A 19,803-nucleotide genomic window follows, 5' to 3' on the forward strand; every position below is an offset into this window, starting at 1 on the left:
TCGACGTAAGATGGCTCGCATGGAGCAGGGCAGGCGCGAACGCAAGAAAGCGGCGACCCGTCAGGCCCTTTCGGGGGCGGCGCGTGAGCTGTTCCTTGAGCGTGGCTTCGACAACGTCACCGTCGCGGAGATCGCGGACGCCGCGGACACGGCGGTGTCGACGCTGTTCGCCCACTTCCCGGGCGGTAAGGAAGCGCTGATCCTCGGCCACGGGCACGAACGTGAAGCGGTCTTGGCCGCCGCGGTCCGCGCCCGGGCCGAGGGGGTTTCGATCCTGCGGGCGTTGCGGGACTTTCTCGCGACCCGCGGTCCGTTCGACCCGGATCCCGATCCGCTTTCACGCCGGGTCGCGGAGCTGGTGATCGCCACCCCGGCGCTGCGCGCCTACGCCAGGACACTGTGGACGGGCTGCGAGGACGCGCTCACGAAGGTCATCGCCGAACAGAGCGGTCAGGACGACTTCTCCGTGCGGCTGCTGGCCCGCTACGTCCTGGAGATCCCGGACTTGGCCGGGGCCGAGCCGGATCCCGCCGCCGCGCTGGACGCCGCGTTCGCGTTCCTGTCGCGAGGCTGGCCGGGATTCTGACCTAGTTCCTCGGTCGGCACGTCGTGCGTCTCGCGCGCGGTCAGCGCGGCCGCGGCGCTGAGCAGGCAGACCGCGGCGGTGAAGACGGCGACGCCGAACCAGTCTTCCTTGCCCGAACCGATCGCGGCGACCACGCTCGGCGCGAATCCGGCGATGGCGAACCCGATCTGCGTGCCGATCGCCATCCCCGAGAGACGGACCTTGGCGCTGAACATCTCGCCGTAGAACGACGGCCACACCCCGTTGACGGCGCTGTAGGCGACGCCGAACAGCAGGATGCCGAGGGCGAAGATCAGCGGGTACGAACCGTCCGAAATGGACCACAGGTACGGGAAGATCAGCGCGCCGCAGGCGAGACAGCCCGCGATGAACACCGGCTTGCGGCCGACCCGGTCGGAAAGCCCTGCCAGGAAAGGGATCGCGAGCAGTGCGGCGATGTTGGCCAGCACGCCGACCCACAGGATCGGCCCGCGGTCCAGGCCGACCGTGTTGACCGCGTAGCTCAGCGCGTAGACGGTGAAGATCGTGCTGACGGAAGCGATCGTGGCCGCGGCGATGACGCGGAGCACGTCCTTCCAGTGCGTCCGGAACAACACCGCGACCGGCAGCTTGGCGACGTCGGACCTGGTCTTTTCGAACACCGGGGTCTCGTCGATCTTGCGGCGGATCACGAACCCGACCAGCACCACGACGGCACTGCACCAGAACGGGATCCGCCAGCCCCAGGTGAGCAACTGATCCTGGGGGAGTGTGGCGATCGGCAGGAAGACGGCGGTGGCGAGGATCTGACCCGCCTGTGTCCCGCTGAGGGTGAAACTCGTGTAGTAGCCGCGCCGGTGGGCGGGCGCGTGCTCCAGTGACATCGAGTTGGCGCCCGCCTGCTCTCCGGCGGCCGAAAGCCCTTGCAGCAGGCGAAGGATCACCAGCAGGACCGGCGCGAGCACGCCGACGGAGGCGTATGTCGGCAGGCAGCCGACTAGGAACGTCGTCGCGCCCATCAGCAGCAGCGTGAACACCAGGACCTTCTTGCGCCCGAGCCGGTCGCCGACGTGCCCGAGCACGAACGCGCCGACCGGACGGGCGAGGTACCCGACGCCGAAGGTCGCCAGCGCGAGCAGCGTCCCGGCGGCGGGGGAGGAGGACGGGAAGAAGACCTTGTTGAACACCAGTGCGGCGGCGGTTCCGTAGATGAAGAAGTCGTAGTACTCCAGGGCACTGCCGATCCAGGCGGCCAGTGCGGCCTTCCGGGGCATGCCTTGCGTGACAGGGGAGGGAGAGGCCACGTCGACGCTCCTGAGTTTATGTACGATCTAGTTAGTTAATACAGCGTGCGAGACGGTGCCCGAGATGTCAAGAGCCGGGATTTCAGGCCGTCAGGTACTCGACCACCAGGTCGCCCAGCATCAGGCGATAGTGGGCGCGGCGCGCGGGGTCGAGCATGTCGCGACCGAAGATCGCGGAGAAGGTGTGCCGGTTCGCGAGGCGGAACACGCAGAACGAGCTGATCACCATGTGCACGTCGAGCGCGTCGACGTCGTCGCGGAACCGGCCCGCCTCGCGGCCGCGGCCGAGGATGCGGGTGAGCACGTCGAGGGCGGGGTTCGCCATGCCGGACAAGGCTTCCGATCGCGCGATGTGCTCGCCGTGGTGGATGTTCTCGATGCTCACGAGCCGGATGAAGTCCGGGTTCGCCTCGTGGTGGTCGAAGGTGAGCTCGGCGAGCTGACGGATCGCGTCCTCGGGTTCGAGGTGGTCGACGTCCAGATCCTGTTCGAGGGAGCGGATCGTGGCGTACGCCCGCTCCAGCGCGGCGACGTAGAGCTGTTCCTTGCCGCCGAAGTAGTAGTAGATCATCCGCTTCGTGGTGCTCGTGCGAGCGGCGATCTCGTCCACCCTCGCGCCGGCGTACCCCTTGTCGGCGAACTCCCTGGTGGCCACCGCGAGGATTTCGGCGCGGGTGCGTTCCTTGTCGCGCTGGCGCTCGACCTCGGACGACGGTGCGGCCACCTGACTCCCTTCGAACCGCTGGTGGAGGCCTCAACTCTAGCGCAGCCCTTCTCGCTCCGGCTCGTCCGCGCTACAGTGAACTCACTAGTTCGTACATTAAAACCTCGGAGGGTCTTGGTGACCAGCTACCTCATCGGCCTGGTCGGCACCGGCATCGGGCCGTCGCTGAGCCCGGCGCTGCACGAACGGGAAGCCGACGAACTCGGGCTGCGCTATCTCTACCGGCGGCTCGACCTCGACGTGCTGAGGATGCCGATCGGCGACGTGCTGGCCGCCGCGCGGACCGCGGGCTTCGACGGCCTCAACATCACGCATCCGGTGAAGCAACAGGTGCTGCCGTACCTCGACGAGCTCGCGCCCCACGCCGCGGCGCTCGGCGCCGTCAACACGGTGGTGTTCCGCGGCGGGCTCGCGACCGGGCACAACACGGACGCGACCGGCTTCGCGCGCAACCTCACCCAGGGCCTGCCCGACGCCGACATGGACACGGTCGTCCTCCTCGGCGCGGGAGGGGCGGGCGCGGCCGTCGCCCATGCCCTGCTTTCGCTGGGGACCGGACGGCTGATCGTCCACGACGTCGATCCCGCCCGTGTGCGGACCCTGGTGGCCGCGCTGTGCCGGCGTTTCGGCGACGACCGGGCGGTTTCCGGCTCCCAGGAAGACCTGCGGGCCGCCGACGGGCTCGTCCACGCCACCCCGACCGGGATGGCGGCGTATCCGGGATCGCCCGTTCCTCCCGAGGCGCTGCGCCCGGGGATGTGGGTGGCCGACATCGTGTACCGGCCTTTGGAGACCGCGCTGCTGAAGCAGGCCCGGGGGCGGGGATGCCGGACGCTGCACGGTGGCGGGATGGTGGTCTACCAGGCCGCTGACTCGTTCCGCCTGTTCACCGGCGCGGAGCCGGACGCCGACCGGATGCTCCGGCATTTCGAAGCGCTGGAAGGGAAACCCGCGCATGTCCGGTGACACGGCCATCGCGACCGTCTGCCTGTCCGGCACGCTCGAAGACAAACTCGCCGCGGCCGCCGCGGCGGGGTTCGACGGTGTCGAGATCTTCGAGAACGACCTGATCGCGTCACGGAGGTCACCGTCGGAGATCCGGGGGCTCTGCGCCGAACTCGGCCTCACGATCGACCTCTACCAGCCGTTCCGCGATTTCGAGGCCGTGCCGCCCGACGTCCTCCAGGCGAATCTCCGCCGGGCGCGACGGAAGTTCGACCTCATGGCCGAGCTCGGGGCGGACACCGTCCTGGTCTGCTCGTCGGTCTCGCCCGACGCCGTCGACGACGACGATCTCGCCGCCGCGCAGCTACGCTCGCTGGCCGAACTGGCGGGGGAGCGCGGAATCCGCGTCGCCTACGAAGCCCTCGCGTGGGGCCGGTACGTGAACACCTACGAGCACGCGTGGCGCATCGTCCGGCGGGCCGATCATCCGGCTCTGGGAGTCTGCCTCGACAGCTTCCACATCCTGTCGCGAGGCAGCGATCCCCGCGCGATCCGGACGATCCCGGGGGACAAGATCTTCTTCCTGCAACTGGCCGACGCGCCTCTGCTGGACATGGACGTCCTGCACTGGAGCAGGCATCACCGCCTGTTCCCCGGGCAGGGCGCCTTCGATCTGGCCGAGTTCACCGGTCATGTGCTGGCCGCCGGCTACCGAGGACCGCTGTCGCTGGAGGTCTTCAACGACGTCTTCCGGCAGGCGGACCCACGGCCCGCGGCCGTCGACGCCATGCGATCCCTGCTGGCCTTGCGTGAATCCGTCGGCGCTCTCGAGGTCCCCGCAGCGCTTCGCCTGGACGGCCACGCGTTCGCGGAACTCGCCGTTCCCGGCACGGTGCTCGCGGATCTCGGTTTCACGCACGTCGGAACGCATCGCTCGAAACCGGTTCAGCTGTGGCAACAGGGATCGGCGCGAGTGCTGGTGAACGCGGCGGCGGAAGAAGGCTCGATCAGCGCTCTCGGCCTGGCCTGCGCGGACCCGAAACGCTCGGCACGGCGGGCGGAGACGTTGCTCGCGCCCGTGCTGCCCCGGGAACACGAAACCGACCTCGCCGCTGTCGCCGCGCCGGATGGAACCGAGATCTTCTTCTGCGGCGACGACGAGTGGCTGCGCGACTTCGTTCCTTCCGGAGTTTCTTCGGCAGGGATGGGGATCACCGGCATCGACCACATCGCTCTGACGCAGCCATTCGACCACTTCGACGAGGCGACGCTGTTCTACCGTTCGGTCCTGGGCTTGCCGCCCGAAGCGGTCTCGGAGTTCGCGGCGCCGTTCGGGCTCGTGCGCAGCCGGGCGGTCGGCGCTCAAGACGTCCGGCTGACGTTGGACAGTGCTTTGGTGCGGCGAGGGGAGTGGGCGCCGGGGGTGCCTTCGCCGCAGCATGTCGCCTTCGCTTGCGAAGACGCTCTCGCCGTGGCGCGTGCGCTACGGGAAAGTGGTGCGCCCCTGCTGGAGATTCCTTCGAACTATTACGACGATCTCGAAGCCCGGTTCGATCTGCCCTTCGCCGCGGAGTTGCGGGAGAACTCGGTGCTGTACGACCGCGACTCTTCCGGTGAGTTCCTGCATTTCTGTACGGAGCTCGTCGGGTCGCGGGTGTTTTTCGAGGTGGTGCAACGGATCGGTGGGTACCGTGGGTACGGCGTCGTGAACACGCCGGTGTACATGACGGCGCATCGGGAACGGCGGCTCAGCCGGGCTTGATGCTGGCATCGTTTGGCCTGTCACAACGGTTTGACAACTTCGGATCCGGACTTGCCGTCGGATCTGACGCCCTTGGCTTTCGGCGCCGGTAAACGCGAATCAGTTTCTTGGAAGCTCGTGCCGGAACGAGGCCTCATGGCTTGTGCCGGTTTTGTCGGTGGCCGGTTGTAGGTTCGCGTCGTGGCTACTTCTGGGGCCGAACTCTTGGCCGTTCTCGATGACTTGACCGATCCGGACCGTTTGGAGGAGATCAATGCGTTGGTAAGTTCCTTGGATGCCAAGGATTCCTTGCTCGTCGCGAAGCGGGCCGGTGTCGCGCTCGCGCAGCTCGAAGCCGTGCAGTACCGGGCTCTGTCCAGGCTGAGTGAGGTGCGTGGAGGCGTACGCGGCGTGGTGCAGGAGGTCGCACTGGAACTGTCTCTTGTAGACAATTTCGCGGGGTCTCTCGTGGCGACGGGAGTGGCCTTGACGTCGCGGCTGCCTCGGACGTTGTCGTTGATGGATCGTGGAGAAGTGAGCGGATTCGCCGCGCAGAAGGTGGCCGAGGCGACCGCGTGGCTGTCCGATGAGGACTCCTTGACCGCGGGCGCGGTGCTGGAGTCACGCTTGCTGGGAAAGAACAGCGACCAGGTTCGCAAGGCGGCGAGCTACGCGGCGGCGAAGGCCGATCCGGCCGGTGCCGGGAAACGGTCGACCGAGAGCAGGGATGGCCGCCGCTTGTCCATGGCGCAGGGCGAGGCCGGAGTCGCCTCGATCGAGGTGGTGGACGGTCCTGTCGAAAAGGTCACGGCCGCCTATCAACGAATTCACCGGGAAGCGCGGGCGCTGCGGAAGCAGGGCGACACGCGCACGATGGACCAGCTCCGCGCCGACATCGCGCTGGACCTTCTCCTCGGCGGGCAGGGCGGTGTCTCCGAACGCACAGAAGTGTTCCTGTACATGGACCTCACCACCTATCTGGGGTTGAACGAGGATCCCGTGACCATGGCCGGGCACGGCTACATCCCGGCAGGTCTGGGCCGCGAGATCGCCTCCGGGGCGAACACCGTCCTCCGGCGCATCGTCACGGACCCGCTCAGCGGCCAAGTCGAAGATCTCGGCAGAACGCGCTATCGCCCCGAGGCGGCAACGGCCGAGTTCGTCCGGGTACGAGACCGCGAATGCCGAAGACCCGGCTGCACCCGGGCCGCCCACACCTGCGAACTCGACCACTCGATCCCGTGGCAGTTCCAAGGCGAAACGAACGTGGCCGACCTCGTCACCTACTGTCCTCGTGACCACCGGCTTAAAGACGAGCCCGGCTGGATCTACCGCCTCGATCCCGACGGCTGCCTGACCATCACCACGCCGACCGGACAGACCCACATCAGCACTCCGCCGCCACTGCACGAACCCCGGCCGGAGGTGCTGCCGTTCTGAGCCGTTGCCGGAATACGGCGACGGGCTTCGCCGGGAAGCACTGGCCGAGCATGTGCTCTCGATCGGATATCTTGCGGGTGTGGAGATTCAGGTGCTTGAGGGTGCGCTGGGCGAGGTGCCCACGGACGCTGTCACGGGAATGGACCGCCGCGCGTTCGGGGAGTTCGTCGGGCCACAGGGTGAGCTGGCCTCGTACGCGTTCGGCTGGACCACTGGGGCAGACCCGCACGTGGCACGCATGTCGATCGGCATCGGCGCCGGTAACCCCGGCGGCGGAACCTTTCATGCCGTGATTTTCGAACACGAAGGAGGACATGCGTTCTCGCTGACCGACGACCCGTTCGAGCGTGTGCCGCAGGGCGGCCCCGATCTGACGGCGGACGAGGCACGGGCGCACGACACCCTGCCCTTCGTCTGGTGGGTCGCCGACCAGGTGATGGAGCGTGATCGGCGGGCCTGGTGGATGCGGCACTGGCTGCTGGGCACCACCTGCGTCCAGACCCGTGAGGTCTTCGAGCGCCGTGAGCCGATTCTGCTCGTCCAGCACGACGCCGACGACAGCATGTGGCAGCTCATCGGTGCCTCCGCCGAGGATCCCCGCGCCGGCAAGATCGGGCACCTGCACCACGCCATCGACGAAGACCAAACCCTGATGGACGTCCTCGACCTTCCGCCTGGCGGCACCGTGACACGCGCGGGCGCCGGAAGCCCGTGGAAGTCGTGAAGGCACCGGACTCAAGGGTCAAGTGCTTCTTCGACCCCGACCTGATGGGCGCGTTGCCCGACCTGTTCGTCCCCGGACACCTCCGCTGAGGACTGGCAGGCGGTATTCGAGCTGGTCGAGACGCATGGTTGGCAGTGGGAGTTCCGCGAGGGCGGCACGACGCTGCCCCTGCCCTTGGCCGCCGAAGTGTTCGCGCGCCTGGACGGCGCCGAACTGGCGGAACTCAGGGCCAGGCCGGTGTCGACGGTCTCTGTGGATTTCTCGCCGAGATCGGGCGAAAGCTGGCAAGCCGGTGCTGATGGTGCCGGAAGGCGGGGACCAGGCCCATCCGAACCTCGGGTTCGATCCGGCCTTGGATCGAGTGGTGCTGCTGGCCGATCCGCTGCGGTGAAGCCGGATCAGAACCCGATGGGCAGGCCCGCGTAGTTCTCCGCCAGCCCAGCCCGGCCGGCCTCGCTCCGCGCCAGCCACCGCAACTGCGAAAGCTGCAACTGCCGGTCGAACGGATCGCCCGACTGGTGCAGCATCGTGGTCATCCACCACGAGAAATGCGTACACCGCCATACCCGGCGCAGCGCGGTGTCGGAGTAGGCGTCGGCGAGAGCGGAGTCCTTCTTCCGCAGCAAAGCGGCGAGTGCGGGGGCGAGGAGGGCGACGTCGGCGACCGCGAGGTTGAGGCCCTTGGCGCCGGTGGGCGGCACGATATGGGCGGCGTCCCCGGCGAGGAACAGGCGCCCGTGCCGCATGGGTTGCTGCACGAAACTGCGCATGGGCAGCACGCTCTTCTCGGTGATCGGCCCGGGCGTGAGCGTCCAGCCGTCCTGGCCGTGGCCGAGGCGGGTCGCGAGCGCTCCCCAGATCCGCTCGTCGGACCACGTGCCGATGTCGGTGCCGTTCGGCACCTGCAGATAGAGCCGGCTGACGGTGGCCGAGCGCATCGAATGCATGGCGAAGCCGTCGGGGTGCCAGGCGTAGATGAGCTCGTCGGTCGACGGGGCGACATCGGCGAGGACGCCGAGCCACGAGTACGGGTAGGTGCGCTCCCAAGTCTGCTTCGCGGCGTCGGGGATCGCGGTGCGGCAAGGCCCGAAGGAACCGTCGCAGCCGACGACGACGTCCGCGTCCAGTCTCTGCGGTGTGCCGTCAGCGCTGGTGAAAGTGACGTAGGGCCTGTCGGTCTCAAGGTCGTGTACGGCGGTGTCGCCGACCTCGTAGTGAATCTCCTGCCCGGCCGCCGCCCGTGCCTTGCCGAGGTCCTTGGTCACCTCGGTCTGGCCGTACACGGTCACGCTTCGGCCGACCAGGTCCACGAAGTCGAGGTGATGCCGTTCCCGCGGCCATTGCAGGTAGATGCCGCGATGCTCGTCGCCCTCGCGGTCGAGCCGGTCGGCGAGTCCCACCTCGCGCAGGAGGTCCACTGTGGACTGTTCGAGGATGCCCGCGCGGATCCGCGCCTCGACGTACTCCCGCGAGCGGGTCTCCACGATCACCGAGTCGACCCCGGCCAGATCGAGGAGATGCGACAGGAGCAGTCCGGCCGGGCCGGCGCCGACGATGGCGACTGGGGTTCGCATGACCGGAGCCTGGTCGCGCCCTGGCCGAACTCCTAGCGTTCGCTTTCACTCAGTGAAACCCGCAGGCTCCGGCCGATCCCGGCGGCGGCCACCTGAAGTGCGGAGATCAGCCTCGCCCGGCCGCGGCTCAGACCCGGGACGACCAGGCCGAGTGCCGCGACGACGTCACCGGCGGCCGACGCCCGGATCGGGACGGCGACCGAACAGGCGCCTTGGCTCATCTCCTCGACGGTCTGCGCGTACCCCTCCCGCCGGACACGTCGCAATTGCTCGCGCAGCCGTCCGGGCTGCGTGATGGTGTACGGCGTGACGCGGGTCAGCGAGGCGAGCACCCGCCGCTGGACGTCCTCGGGAGCCCAGGCCAGCAGGACCTTCCCGACGCCGGTGGCGTGCAGCGGCAGCCGCCCGCCGATCCGGCTGACCACCGGCACGGACGCGTTCCCGGAGAGCCGGTCGAGGTAGAGCACTTGATCGCCGTCCCGCTCGCCGAGATGCACGGTGGCACCGGTCGCGCCGTAGAGGTCCTGGAGGAAGGGGGCGGCGACCTGCCGGAGTTCGAACTGGACGGGCGCCAGCAGACCGAGATCCCACAGTCGCCTCCCGATGGCGTAGCGGTCCTCTCGCCGTTCCAGCGCGCCCAGGCCGACGAGTTCGCGCGCGAGCCGGTGCGCGGTGGGCAGCGGCAGCTGGGCGCGGCTCGCCAGCTCGGTCAGCGACAGCTCACGGTGGTCGACGTCGAAGGCACCGAGCAGGGTGAACGCCCGAGAGACGACACCGGCGCCGGGTGTGGACAGGTTGCCGGGCATGCGCCCAGGCTCTCACTGAGTGGAAGTCAGGGCGAGGCCGAGCCACAGACCGGCGACCGCGAGCACGATGGACGCCGGGACGGTGAGCAGCCCGAGCCGGGTGAACTCGCCCAGATCGGGCCGGGTGTCGTGCCGGTGCAGGATCCGCCGCCACAGCAGCGTGGCCAGCGAGCCGACGTAGGTGAGGTTCGGTCCGAGGTTGACCCCGATCAGCACGGCCAGCACCACCGGGGTCCCGCCCGCGGTCGCCAGCGGCAGCAGCACGAGCACCGCGGGCAGGTTGTTGATCAGGTTGGCGAGCACGGCCGCCACCGCGGCGGCGCCGAGCAGGGCGAGGAACGAGCTCGAAGTCGGCACGAGGTGGCTGAGCGCCTCGTCCAGCCCGTTGTCGACGACGGCGCGGACCACGATCGCCAGCGCGAGGACGAACGCGAGGAACGGGATGCTCGCCGATTTGACGATCGCGACGGGGGAGGTCCGGCGCTGCGCGAGGGCACGGCAGGCCAGGACGGCGGCACCGGCGAACGCGGCCCAAGCGGGGCTGACGTCCAGCAGCGACGTGACCACGAACCCGGCCAGCGTCAGTCCGAGCACGACCAGGACGAACGCCGGCACCTTCCCGGCCGGGACCGCGTTCCCGCCACGAGGCCGGGCCGCCAGGTCGGCGGCGAAGAACCGGCGGAACACCAGGTACTCGGTGAGCACCGCCGCGAGCCACGGCAAGGTCATCAGCGCGGTGAACCGGAGGAACGAGATCCCGGTCGCGGCGACGGCGAGCAGGTTGGTCAGATTGGACACCGGCAGCAGCAGCGACGCCGAGTTCGCCAGATGCGTGCAGGCGTAGGCGTGCGGTTTGGCCCGCGCGCCCATCCGCGCGGCGGTGGCGAACACGACCGGCGTCAGCAGGACGACGGTGGCGTCCAGGCTGAGTACCACGGTGACCGCCGCGGCGACCGCGAACACCGCGGGCAGCAGGCGTCGCGGCTTCCCCCGGCTGAACCGGGCCATGAGCGTCCCCGCCGCCTGGAACAGCCCTTCGTCGTCGCACAACCGGGCGAGCACCAGCACCGCGGCGAGGAATCCGACGACCGGGGCGAGCCTGGCCACCTCGTCGAGCGCGTCGGGGAACGAGATCGCCCCCGCCGCGAGCACGATCACGGCGGCGGGGACGGCCGCGACCGCCTCCGGCAGGCCGCGTGGCCGGATCACCGCGAAGGCCAGGACGACCAGCAAGAGCGCGATGGACACCATCTCGCCGGGAATGCCCGTCAGGGGAATCCTCCTCCGTGTGAAGCCGACATCGGCAATCTAAGCTCGGTCTGGTGCGCGAGACGAACTGGGCGGGTAATCAGACCTTCACCGCAGCGCGGCTCGTCCGTCCGCGCACGATCGAGCAGGTGCAGGAGGCGGTCGCCGGGGCGAGCGCGGTCAAGGCGCTCGGCAGCAGGCATTGCTTCAACGACATCGCGGACTGTCCCGGCGGTGTCCAGCTCGACCTGTCCACGCTCGACGTCGAGACCGGACTCGACACGGAGGCCGCGACGATCACGGTGCCGGCGGCCGCGCGGTACGGCGACATCGCCGTCCAGGTGCAGGCGGCCGGGTTCGCGCTGGCCAACCTCGCTTCGCTGCCTCACTGCACGGTGGCGGGCACCGTCGCGACGGCGACCCATGGTTCCGGGAGGCGCAACCAGAGCCTCGCGTCGGCCGTCTCCGGGCTGGACCTGGTCACCGCGGACGGCGAGGTCCGGACCTACGAGAAGCACGACGGCGTGGTCGTCGGACTCGGCGCGCTGGGCGTGGTGACCCGGCTGACCCTGGACCTGGTGCCGTCCTTCGAGCTCCGCCAGGACGTCTTCGACGGCTTGCCCTGGGAGTCGGCGTACGAGCATTTCGAGGAGATCCAGGACGCGGGCTACAGCGTCAGCATGTTCACGAACTGGGCCCGCGACACGATCGACCAGGTCTGGGTCAAGGGAGCGGGACAGCCGGGCGCCGACTTCTTCGGGGCGAAGGCGGCGGACGCGCCACGGCATCCGGCGCACGCCGCAGGGATCCCGGCGGGCAACTGCACCCGGCAGCTCGGGGTCCCGGGGCCGTGGCACGAACGGATCCCGCATTTCCGCCTGGACTTCACGCCCAGCGTCGGGAACGAACTGCAGACCGAGTACTTCGTGCCCGTGAGGCACGCCGTCGCCGCGATGGAGGCCCTGCGCGAGATCGGGCACCGGCTGGCGACCGTGTTGCTCACCTCGGAGATCCGCACGGTCGCGGGGGACGACCTGTGGCTGAGCCCGTTCCACGGCGGCGACCGGCTGGCGCTGCACTTCACCTGGCAGCCGGAGGAGGACACCGTCCGCGCGCTGCTGCCCGTCCTGGAGGAACGCCTGGCGCCCTTCGGGGTTCGCCCGCACTGGGGCAAGCTCTTCCATCACGCCGCGGAGTACCCGAAGCTGGCCGACTTCCGGGCGCTCGCCGACGAACTGGACCCGGACGGCAAGTTCCGGGGCCCGTTCGCCCGGCGGCACGTCTTCGGGGAGCGTTAGTCCGACTGCGACCAAGCGGCGACAGGCAGTGAGAGGTACACGCCGACGTCGTCGATCCCGGTCGCCGATTCGATGCTCGTGCGCAGCAGGTCCACACGTTCCTGACGGTTGTCCGCGCGGCTCGCGAACCACTTCGACCGGACTTCGACCAGAAGGTCCAGACCGAAGCGGTCGAACGGTCCCGGCTGCCGGAAGCGCAGCTCCACGTCGCCGGGCTGGAGATCGCCGTCGTAAGGCTCCTCGGGACATTCCACCGCGACGGACACGAGATGCGGCAGCACCGAACCCAGCTCACGCAGCTTGGCTTCGGGAAGTCCGGGGGAGTAGGTGATTTCCACGAGAGGCACGATCACAGCCTAGGGCAGGGGAGAACTGCTATCGTGGCGGTAGTCGCTTGCTCGCGCGGGAAGATCCCCGGCTGCTGCACTGGGGCCGCACGTTTCTTCCCGAGGAGCTTCCATGTCTCTTCCTCTTGCCCGTCGTATGGACGGCGTCACCAGTTCACCCGTGCGCGATCTGCTCGCGCTCACCGCCCGCCCGGGCGTGCTCTCCTTCGCCGGCGGCATGCCCGCGCCGGAACTGTTCGATGTGGACGGCCTCCGCGCCGCCTTCGACCGCGTGCTCGACGGCGAATCCGGCCGTCGCGCGCTGCAATATTCGCCCACCGAAGGGAACCCGCGGCTGCGCGAGCTGCTCGCGGACCGGCTGTCCGCTCGCGGGCTCCCGACCACTGTGGACGATCTGCTGGTCACCACGGGCTCACAGCAGGGCCTGCAGCTGCTGAGCACCGCGTTGCTCGATCCCGGCGCCACCGTGCTGGTGGAGGAACCGGTGTACCTGTCGGCGCTGCAGTGCTTCCAGCTCGCCGAAGCGCGGATCGTGCCCGTTCCCGGTGACCCGGAAGGGATCGATCCGGCCGCGCTGGACGAGATCGCGGCCAGGGAACGGCCCGCTCTGCTGTACCTCGTCCCGACGTTCTCGAACCCGTCCGGCCGCACGATCAGTCCCGGTCGACGTCGTGCGCTCGCGGAAGTGATCGCGCGCCACGGGCTCTGGCTCGTCGAGGACGATCCGTACCACGAGCTGCGGTATCGCGGCGAACGCGAAGAACCGATATCGGCCCGTCCGGAACTCGCCGGGAGCTCGATCTACCTCGGCAGCTTCTCGAAGGTGATCGCGCCGGGGATGCGGCTGGGCTGGCTCCGCGCGCCGGCCGACCTCCTGCGCCGGGTCGCGATCCTCAAGCAGGCGACCGATCTGCACACCTCGACCGTCGACCAGGCGGCCGCGGCCGAGTACCTGGCCGCCGCGGATCTCGACGCGCACGTGCGGAAGCTGCGCGCGACCTACAGCGTGCGCCGGGACGCGATGCTGGCCGAACTGCCCGCGATCACGCCGCCCGGGACGACCTGGACCGACCCGGACGGCGGGATGTTCGTCTGGGTCACCCTGCCCGAGGGCGCGGACACGGATCGGCTGCTTCCCGAGGCGCTGCGCCATGACGTCGCCTTCGTGCCGGGTTCGGCGTTCCAGGTGGGCGATCCGGACCGCTCGGCGTTGCGGCTTTCCTTCGCCACGCACGCGCCGGAGACGATCGCCGAAGGGTTGCGACGGCTGGGCAAGGCTTTGTCCGCGGCGGTCTAGTCGGCCTGCGGATCCCAGGCCAGCAGCCGGACCTTGCTGACGGTCTGGACGTGCCGTCGCATCGCGTTCGCGGCCGCCTTCGGATCGCCGTCGCGGATGGCGTCGGCGATCTTCTGGTGCTGGCCCAGTGATCGCGACGGCCGTCCGGGCTGTCGCAGCGACTCGGTGCGGCTTTCCGCGATCTGCGCGTCGATCGAGCGCATGAACTCGGCGAGGAGGCTGTTGCTCGCGGCGGCGGTGATCGCTTCGTGGAACCGGCGGTCGCCTTCGGCGCCGTGCCCGCCCTCGGCGATCTCGTTCGCCATGAACGCCAGCGCGGCGTCGATCGCCGCGAGGTCCGCGTCGGATCGGCGCAGGGCGGCGAGTTCCGCGAGCTTGGTCTCCATGGCCTCGCGGGCTTCGAGCACTTCCGGAAGCCGTCGGCGGCGGGCCACGAGTTCGTCGACCGGCTCGACGTCGAGGTGGTCGTTGCGCAGGTAGGTGCCCCCGCCGTGACGGGATTCGAGCAGCCCTTGGACCTCCAGCACGACGATCGCCTGCTTGATCGACGCCCGGCTGACCCCCAGCCGCTCGGCGAGGTCGCGTTCGCTGGGGAGCTTGTCACCCGCGTGCAGGCCGGACTCTTCGACGTGCGCCTTGATCCGCTCGACGACCTGCTCGTAGAGCTTCGCCCGGTTCAACCGGCTCAACGCCTCCGGCACGCGATCCCCCTCGCTGACCCTGGACAAGTGGCTCAGCCAATTTACCACTCGCGGGTTGACAGGTGGTCGCCGTCACAGGGAAAGTGGCTCAGCCACTAGTCCACTGAGCCACCGGACAGCCAACCGGTGGCCAGGGGCCCGCCGTCAAGGAGGACGGTCATGTCCGCCCAGCTGATCTCGATCCTCGTCCTCGTGGTGATCTTCGCGCTCGCCACGACCCGCTCGATCAACATGGGGGCGCTCGCCTTCGCCGGGGCGTTCCTCGTCGGCACCCTCGCCGGCGGCTTGGACACCGACGGCATCTTCGCCGGATTCCCCGGCGACATCTTCGTGGTGCTGGTGGGGGTCACCTATCTGTTCGCCATCGCCAGGGCCAACGGCACCACCGACTGGCTGGTGGCCGCGGCCGTCCGGCTGGTCGGCGGCCGGATCGCGCTGATCCCGTGGGTGATGTTCGTGGTCACCGGCGCGCTGACCGCGATCGGCGCGGTGAGCCCGGCGGCCTGCGCGATCGTCGCGCCGATCGCTCTCGGGTTCGCCGCCCGCTACAAGATCAGCCCGCTGCTCATGGGTGCGATGGTGGTGCACGGCGCGCAGGGCGGCGGGTTCTCGCCGATCAGCGTCTACGGCTCGATCGTCAACGGGATCGTCGAGCGCAACCACCTCGCGGGCAGCCCCGTGGTGCTGTTCTTCGCGAGCCTGGGCATGAACCTCGCCATCGCGGGTGTCCTGTTCGTCGTCCTCGGCGGGACCAGGCTGCGGCGCCGCCGGCTCGTCACCGCGGGCGCCGCGGGTGCGGAGACCGACGAGGAGCCGTTGCCACACGAGCAGCGGATTCCCTTGGACGGCCCCAAGATCGTGACGCTGACCGGTCTGGTCGCCCTCGTCGTCGGCACCCTGGTGTTCGACCTCGACCCGGGTCTGACCGCGATCACCGTCGCCGTCCTGCTGAGCGTCGCGTGGCCCAAGACCAGCCGCTCCGCCGTCTCCGAGATCACCTGGCCGACCGTCCTGCTGATCTGCGGCGTGCTGACGTACGTGGCCGTGCTGAAGGAGATCGGCACCATCGACTACGTCGGCAACGCGGTCACCACCGTGGGGATCCCGCTGCTCGCGGCGCTTCTGCTCTGTTACATCGGCGGCATCGTCTCGGCGTTCGCGTCCTCGGTCGGGCTGATGGGCGCGTTGATCCCGCTCGCCGTGCCGTTCCTGGCGCAGGGCACGATCGGGCCGGTCGGCATGATCGCCGCGCTCGCGGTCTCGGCGACGATGGTGGACGTCAGCCCGTTCTCCACCAACGGCGCGCTCGTCCTCGCCAACGCGAAGGACGTCGATCGCGACAAGTTCTTCAAACAGCTTCTCGTCTACGGGGCGCTCGTGGTGGCCGTCGTGCCGCTGCTCGCCTGGCTCGTGTTCGTCGTGCTCAACTGGGGCTGAGGAGGAGATCCATGCTGTCAGGACTGACCGCCGGGAACGACCGCGTCGCCCTGCGCTTCGGCGCCGAATCCCTGACCTACGGCGAACTCGCGGCCGTCGCCGGCTCGCTCGCCGCCGGGCTGGCCGGCCGGACGCGGGTCGCGGTGTGGGCGACGCCGACCCTCCGGACCTGCGCCGCGATCGTCGCCGCGCTGACCGCCGGGGTCCCGGTGGTGCCGATCAACCCGAAGGCCGGATCGCGCGAACTGGCGCATATCGTCGCCGACAGCGCGCCGGATCTCCTGCTGGCCGCGCCGGAGGCGGTCCTGCCGTCCGAACTCGAGCCGGTGCCGCGGCGCGACATCGTTCTCGACGTCTCGGGCACGCCGTGGGAAGGCGACGAACCGGATCCGGAGCAAGCGGCGTTCGTCATCTACACCTCCGGGACCACCGGGCCGCCCAAGGGCGTCCTGCTCCCGCGCCGCGCGGTGGCGTCGAACCTCGACGCGCTCGCGGAGATCTGGGGCTGGACCGCCGCCGACGTCCTCGTCCACGCGCTGCCGCTCTTCCATGTGCACGGCCTGATCCTCGGCGTCGTCGGCCCGCTGCGGCGGGGTGGTTCGCTGCACCACCTCGGGAAGTTCTCCAGCGAGGCGGCCGCGAAGGAACTCGCCGGGGAAGGCACGATGCTCTTCGGTGTCCCGACGATGTACCACCGGCTGGCGGCCGACTGCGAGGCCGACTCCGCGCTGGCCGCCGGCGTGGGTGCGGCGCGGCTGCTCGTCTCGGGTTCGGCGGCCCTGCCCGCGACCGACCATCGGCGGATCACCGCCGCGACCGGGCAACGGGTCGTCGAGCGCTACGGCATGACCGAGACGCTGATGAACTGTGGTGTCCATGCCACCGGGGACCGGCGCCCCGGCGCGGTCGGCCCGCCCATCCCCGGTGTCGACCTGCGGCTGGTGGACGATTCCGGAGATCTCCTCGACGGCGAGACGGTGGGGGAGATCGAGGTCCGCGGCCCGAACCTGTTCCTCGGCTATCTGAACCGGCTGGACGCCACGGAAGCCGCGCTGCACGACGGCTGGTTCCGGACCGGCGACATGGCGGTCCGCGACGCGGACGGCTACGTGCGGATCGTGGGCCGCCGTGCCACCGATCTGATCAAGAGCGGCGGGTACAAGATCGGCGCGGGCGAGATCGAGAACGCGCTCCTGGACCATCCCGGGGTGGCCGAGGCGGCCGTGACCGGGGAACCGGACGACGACCTCGGCGAGCGGATCGTCGCCTGGATCGTCCCCGCCGAGGTCAAGCCGACGGCGGACGAACTCGCCGACCACGTCGCGAGCCTGCTGTCGCCGCACAAGCGTCCACGCGTGGTCCGCTACCTGGAAGCGTTGCCCCGCAACGAGATGGGCAAGGTCCTCAAGCGGGCGCTCCATGGCTGACCCGCTCGGCTGGGACGGTTACGCCGCTTCTCTGGCGCGGGCGAGGGAAACTGCGGGCACGGACGAGGCCGTCGTCTGCGAACGCGCGAAGTTCGGCGCCCACGAGGCCGTCGTGATCCGTTTCGAGTTCGGCTTCCTCGGCGGCTCGGTCGGCACCGGGACCGGCGCGCTGATCGGACAGGCGCTCGATCAGGCCCGCTCGCTCCGCCTGCCCGTCGTGTCGCTGCTGGCCACGGGCGGGACCCGGATGCAGGAGGGCGTACCCGCCTTGCGGCGACTCCAGCGGATCGCGCGAGGTTTGGCGCTGCTGCGCGAAGAAGGGCTGCCGCACATCACCGTCGCGCGGCAACCGACCACCGGCGGGGTGTGGGCGTCCCTCGGCGCGGACGCCGACGTCGTCCTCGCCGTTCCGGGTGCCCAGGTGGGGTTCGCCGGACGCCGTGTGCGGGACGCACGCTACGCCGACGATCCCGCGTATACGGCCGAAAACCAGTACGCGGCCGGGTACGTCGACGAACTGGTGACCGAGGACGCGCTCCACGAGCGGCTTGAGGCCTGGCTCGGGTTTCTCAGAGGCGGCGACCGGAACCGACCGGCGGATGTGCCCCGGGCGCTCGGCGTTCTCCATCCCGCGCGGGATGGTTGGGACGCGGTCCAGCGCGCCCGGTCCGCTGATCGCCCGCGCGCGGGCGCCTACCTCGACGACTACTTCGACGCTCGCGCCACCCTGCGCGGCGGCATCGACGACGGCGTCCTCTGCGGGATCGGGAACCGGGCCGGGCGGCCGATCGCGTACGCGGCGCAGACCGGGACCGCGACCACGCCCGGCGGATTCCGGACGGCGACCCGGCTGATCCGGCTCGCCGACAGGCTGGGACTGCCGGTCCTGACGCTCGTCGACACCCCGGGCGCGGCCGCCGGCCCGGCCGCGGAGCGGGACGGCGTCGGGAACGCCATCGCCGAACTCTTCGGCGCGGTCGCGGCCGCGGGCGTGCCGGTCACGACGCTGGTGATCGGGGAAGGAGGTTCGGGCGGCGCGCTCGCGTTCTGTTCGGCGGACCGGATCTGGCTCACCCCGGACGCCTGTTTCACCGTCATCGCCCCGGAACTGGCGGCCGGGATCCTCAAGCGGGGACCCGAAGAGATCCCCGCGCTCGCCGGAAAGCTGAAGCCGAGCCCCGGTGAGCTGCTCGCCCTCGGTGTCATCGACGGCGTCGCGGGGACCCTTTAGCCGCGCGGAAGGTGCGGCGGTAGCTGTCCGGCGGTACCCCGACGGCCCGGGTGAAATGCCGCCGCAAGGTGGCGGCGGTGCCCATCCCGGTGGCCTCCGCGATGAGGTCGACGCTGTCGTCGGTGCGCTCCAGGAGTTCCTGCGCGCGGCGGATGCGCTGGTTCAGCAGCCACCGCAGCGGGGTGGTCCCGGTCGCCGACCGGAAGTGCCGGGCCAGGGTGCGGGAACTCATGGTGGCCTGCCGGGCGAGATCTTCGACGGTCAGCGGCCGGTCCAGCCGTTCGGTGATCCAGGGGAGCAGGCCGCCGAGCGGATGGTCGTCCTGCTCGGGCACCGGGGCGGTGACGAACTGGGCCTGCCCGCCCGCGCGGTGCGGCGGGACGACCAGGCGGCGGGCGACGGTGTTCGCGACCGCCGAGCCGTGATCGGAGCGGACCAGGTGCAGGCACAGATCCATCGCGGCGGCCTTGCCCGCCGAGGTGAGCACACTGCCGTTGTCGACGTAGAGGACGTCCGGATCGACCTCCACCAGGGGATGGCGGGCGGCGAGGACGTCGGTGTGCGCCCAGTGCGTCGTCGCGCGGCGGCCGTCGAGCAGACCGGCGGCCGCCAGCACGAACGCGCCCGTGCAGAGGGACGCCACCCGCGCGCCCGCTTCATGCGCGGCACGGACGGCGTCGACGAGATCGGCGGGCGGAGCGACGTCGATGTCGGCCCAGCCGGGGACGATGACGGTGTCGGCGCGCGCGAGCCGGCCGAGCCCGTGGTCCGGTTCGAGCAGGAACCGGCCGACCTTCACCGGGGCCGGGCCGCAGACGCTGAGTTCGTACCAGGGACCGAAGCCCGGCAGCGGTGTGCCGAAGACCTCCTGGGCGATGGCCAGTTCGAACTGCAGCATCCCGTCCGTGGCGGCGAGCGCGACCGTGGTCATGTCCGAAAGTGTACGCATGATGGCGTTCCGGACACTGTCGGCGGACGGATCCCGTCACCAGGA

The 19,803-nt window shown here is 70.0% G+C and carries 18 protein-coding genes; 10 read left to right on the forward strand and 8 right to left on the reverse strand.

The genetic code is table 11. The annotated features are described in order from the left end of the window. The first annotated feature begins 19 nt into the window (after positions 1 to 19). A complete protein-coding gene (locus AB0N89_RS26655; protein ID WP_364209347.1) occupies positions 20 to 586 on the forward strand; it encodes a TetR family transcriptional regulator in 567 nt (188 codons plus the stop codon). On the opposite strand, the gene AB0N89_RS26660 is transcribed toward AB0N89_RS26655, so the two are convergent. Together AB0N89_RS26660 and AB0N89_RS26665 are read right to left on the reverse strand one after the other, a co-directional pair. Then, positions 484 to 1,839 (reverse strand): MFS transporter, encoded by a 1,356-nt coding sequence (locus tag AB0N89_RS26660; RefSeq protein ID WP_364209512.1) that lies wholly within the window; start codon positions 1,837 to 1,839, stop codon positions 484 to 486. The two genes, AB0N89_RS26655 and AB0N89_RS26660, sit on opposite strands and share 103 nt — an antisense overlap. Positions 1,840 to 1,951: 112 nt before the next feature. Next, entirely contained in the window at positions 1,952 to 2,593 is a 642-nt protein-coding gene (locus AB0N89_RS26665) for a TetR/AcrR family transcriptional regulator (protein WP_364209350.1), read from the reverse strand. Positions 2,594 to 2,710: 117 nt separating this feature from the next. Here AB0N89_RS26665 and AB0N89_RS26670 point away from each other — a divergent pair, with 117 nt between their 5' ends. From AB0N89_RS26670 to AB0N89_RS26685, 4 genes are all read left to right on the forward strand, one after another. Further along, entirely contained in the window at positions 2,711 to 3,559 is an 849-nt protein-coding gene (locus AB0N89_RS26670) for a shikimate dehydrogenase (protein ID WP_364209353.1), read from the forward strand. Further along, positions 3,549 to 5,300, forward strand: coding sequence for a TIM barrel protein (locus tag AB0N89_RS26675; protein ID WP_364209356.1), 1,752 nt, complete (start codon positions 3,549 to 3,551; stop codon positions 5,298 to 5,300). The genes AB0N89_RS26670 and AB0N89_RS26675 overlap by 11 nt, the downstream gene beginning before the upstream one ends. A 204-nt stretch (positions 5,301 to 5,504) precedes the next feature. After that, positions 5,505 to 6,719, forward strand: coding sequence for a DUF222 domain-containing protein (locus AB0N89_RS26680; protein ID WP_364209515.1), 1,215 nt, complete (start codon positions 5,505 to 5,507; stop codon positions 6,717 to 6,719). A gap of 4 nt (positions 6,720 to 6,723) precedes the next feature. Beyond that, positions 6,724 to 7,443: a hypothetical protein gene (locus tag AB0N89_RS26685; RefSeq protein ID WP_364209359.1), complete on the forward strand. Its 720-nt coding sequence runs from the start codon at positions 6,724 to 6,726 to the stop codon at positions 7,441 to 7,443. Positions 7,444 to 7,841: 398 nt separating this feature from the next. On the opposite strand, the gene AB0N89_RS26690 is transcribed toward AB0N89_RS26685, so the two are convergent. The 3 genes from AB0N89_RS26690 to AB0N89_RS26700 are packed head-to-tail and all read right to left on the reverse strand — an operon-like array spanning position 7,842 to position 11,074. Continuing rightward, on the reverse strand, positions 7,842 to 9,017 hold the full coding sequence (locus AB0N89_RS26690) for a 4-hydroxybenzoate 3-monooxygenase (protein WP_364209362.1): 1,176 nt from the start codon (positions 9,015 to 9,017) through the stop codon (positions 7,842 to 7,844). A 32-nt stretch (positions 9,018 to 9,049) separates the two neighbouring features. Then, on the reverse strand, positions 9,050 to 9,823 hold the full coding sequence (locus tag AB0N89_RS26695; RefSeq protein WP_364209365.1) for an IclR family transcriptional regulator: 774 nt from the start codon (positions 9,821 to 9,823) through the stop codon (positions 9,050 to 9,052). 12 nt (positions 9,824 to 9,835) lie between these two features. After that, positions 9,836 to 11,074, reverse strand: a complete 1,239-nt coding sequence (locus tag AB0N89_RS26700; protein WP_364209368.1) for an ArsB/NhaD family transporter — start codon at positions 11,072 to 11,074, stop codon at positions 9,836 to 9,838. Positions 11,075 to 11,145: 71 nt separating this feature from the next. Here AB0N89_RS26700 and AB0N89_RS26705 point away from each other — a divergent pair, with 71 nt between their 5' ends. Continuing rightward, complete coding sequence (locus AB0N89_RS26705; protein WP_364209371.1) at positions 11,146 to 12,369, forward strand: FAD-binding protein; 1,224 nt, start codon at positions 11,146 to 11,148, stop codon at positions 12,367 to 12,369. Here the strand turns inward: AB0N89_RS26705 and AB0N89_RS26710 are convergent. Further along, positions 12,366 to 12,716 (reverse strand): hypothetical protein, encoded by a 351-nt coding sequence (locus AB0N89_RS26710; RefSeq protein ID WP_364209374.1) that lies wholly within the window; start codon positions 12,714 to 12,716, stop codon positions 12,366 to 12,368. The genes AB0N89_RS26705 and AB0N89_RS26710 overlap by 4 nt on opposite strands. A gap of 112 nt (positions 12,717 to 12,828) precedes the next feature. On the opposite strand from AB0N89_RS26710, the gene AB0N89_RS26715 reads away from it, so the two are divergent. After that, complete coding sequence (locus AB0N89_RS26715) at positions 12,829 to 14,013, forward strand: PLP-dependent aminotransferase family protein (protein ID WP_364209377.1); 1,185 nt, start codon at positions 12,829 to 12,831, stop codon at positions 14,011 to 14,013. Here the strand turns inward: AB0N89_RS26715 and AB0N89_RS26720 are convergent. Next, complete coding sequence (locus AB0N89_RS26720; RefSeq protein ID WP_364209380.1) at positions 14,010 to 14,714, reverse strand: FadR/GntR family transcriptional regulator; 705 nt, start codon at positions 14,712 to 14,714, stop codon at positions 14,010 to 14,012. The two genes, AB0N89_RS26715 and AB0N89_RS26720, sit on opposite strands and share 4 nt — an antisense overlap. Before the next feature lie 159 nt (positions 14,715 to 14,873). On the opposite strand from AB0N89_RS26720, the gene AB0N89_RS26725 reads away from it, so the two are divergent. The 3 genes from AB0N89_RS26725 to AB0N89_RS26735 are packed head-to-tail and all read left to right on the forward strand — an operon-like array spanning position 14,874 to position 18,809. After that, positions 14,874 to 16,151, forward strand: coding sequence for an SLC13 family permease (locus AB0N89_RS26725; protein ID WP_364209383.1), 1,278 nt, complete (start codon positions 14,874 to 14,876; stop codon positions 16,149 to 16,151). Between the two features lie 11 nt (positions 16,152 to 16,162). Next, a complete protein-coding gene (locus AB0N89_RS26730) occupies positions 16,163 to 17,578 on the forward strand; it encodes an acyl-CoA synthetase (RefSeq protein ID WP_364209386.1) in 1,416 nt (471 codons plus the stop codon). Continuing rightward, positions 17,571 to 18,809 carry a carboxyl transferase domain-containing protein gene (locus AB0N89_RS26735; protein ID WP_364209389.1) on the forward strand — a complete coding sequence of 413 codons (1,239 nt, stop codon included), beginning with the start codon at positions 17,571 to 17,573 and terminating at the stop codon, positions 18,807 to 18,809. The genes AB0N89_RS26730 and AB0N89_RS26735 overlap by 8 nt, the downstream gene beginning before the upstream one ends. On the opposite strand, the gene AB0N89_RS26740 is transcribed toward AB0N89_RS26735, so the two are convergent. After that, positions 18,781 to 19,740 (reverse strand): helix-turn-helix domain-containing protein, encoded by a 960-nt coding sequence (locus AB0N89_RS26740; protein WP_364209392.1) that lies wholly within the window; start codon positions 19,738 to 19,740, stop codon positions 18,781 to 18,783. The genes AB0N89_RS26735 and AB0N89_RS26740 overlap by 29 nt on opposite strands. Positions 19,741 to 19,803: the final 63 nt, after the last annotated feature.

The sequence above is a fragment of the Amycolatopsis sp. NPDC089917 genome, assembly GCF_040684635.1.
Classification (GTDB): domain Bacteria; phylum Actinomycetota; class Actinomycetes; order Mycobacteriales; family Pseudonocardiaceae; genus Amycolatopsis.